The following is a 1,111-nucleotide window of genomic DNA, read 5'->3' as shown; positions in this document are numbered from 1 at the left end:
CATGCTGACTATTGCTTCGCGTCTCGACGTGATGAACCGCCTGGGTCGTGCACTGGCCGACCCCACTCGATCCCGGATCATCTTGACCCTGCTCGACCATCCCGCTTACCCGGCGGAACTGGCCCGAGATCTGGACCTGACACGCCCGAACGTGTCCAACCACCTGGCATGCCTGCGCGATTGCGGGATCGTCGTCTCCGAGCCCGAGGGTCGTCGGACACGATATGAGATCGCCGATTCGCACCTGGCGCAGGCGCTGACGGCACTGGTCGATGCCACCCTGGCAGTGGACGAAGACGCCCCGTGCATCGATCCCGCCTGCTCGCTTCCCGGATGCGACGCAGCTGGGGAGGGCGCATGATCCTCACCTCGGTCTTGCAGGCGATGGGCCTGTTCGCAGCGACCAACATCGACGACATCATCGTGCTCTCCCTCTTCTTCGCGCGAGGGGCAGGCCAGCGCGGCACTACCGCCCGCATTCTGGCCGGCCAGTACCTCGGATTCGCCGGCATCCTCGGTGCCGCGGTCCTGGTGACCATCGGTGCCGGAGCATTCCTGCCCTCGGCAGCCATCCCGTACTTCGGTCTCATCCCTCTGGGCCTCGGCCTCTGGGCCGCATGGCAGGCCTGGCGCGGAGACGATGACGACGATGACGACGAGGCCAAGGTTGCCGGCAAGAAGGTCGGCGTGTGGACCGTCGCAGGCGTCACCCTTGCCAACGGCGGCGACAACATCGGCGTCTACACCCCTGTCTTCCTCAGCGTGGAACCTCTCGCAGTAGTCGCCTACTGCATCGTCTTCCTCGCGCTCGTCGCGGTCCTGGTGGCCCTGGCAAAGTTCGTCGCCACCCGCCCCCCGATCGCCGAAGTGCTCGAACGCTGGGAGCACATCCTCTTCCCCATCGTTCTCATCGGCCTCGGCATCGTGATCCTCGTCAGCGGCGGAGCCTTCGGACTCTGACGTAGCGGCAGCGATCCAAACGGCCCCGACCGGGCGCACCCCTCTCGGTTCAGACCGCGACACCTACCTGCAGCCAGTCCTGCGTGATCGCGGCAACAAGACCGCCACGGAGCGCTGCAAAAACCCCGCCACCAAGCGAACGAAGCCACAC

Annotated in this window: 2 protein-coding genes; both read left to right on the top strand. The window is 66.0% G+C overall.

Features of this window, described 5'->3' with window-relative positions; translation table 11 throughout:
* Position 1 precedes the first annotated feature (1 nt).
* Positions 2 to 361: a metalloregulator ArsR/SmtB family transcription factor gene (locus MTQ12_RS14775; protein WP_006590980.1), complete on the top strand. Its 360-nt coding sequence runs from the start codon at positions 2 to 4 to the stop codon at positions 359 to 361.
* Positions 358 to 960: a cadmium resistance transporter gene (locus MTQ12_RS14770; RefSeq protein WP_016997609.1), complete on the top strand. Its 603-nt coding sequence runs from the start codon at positions 358 to 360 to the stop codon at positions 958 to 960. Before MTQ12_RS14775 ends, MTQ12_RS14770 begins: the two co-directional genes overlap by 4 nt.
* Positions 961 to 1,111 lie beyond the last annotated feature (151 nt).

The sequence above is a fragment of the Brevibacterium sp. R8603A2 genome (assembly GCF_023072605.1).
GTDB classification, from domain to species: Bacteria; Actinomycetota; Actinomycetes; order Actinomycetales; family Brevibacteriaceae; genus Brevibacterium; species Brevibacterium pityocampae.
The sequence above is the reverse complement of the archived record's forward strand: the minus strand, read 5'-3'. Positions and strand labels throughout refer to the sequence as shown.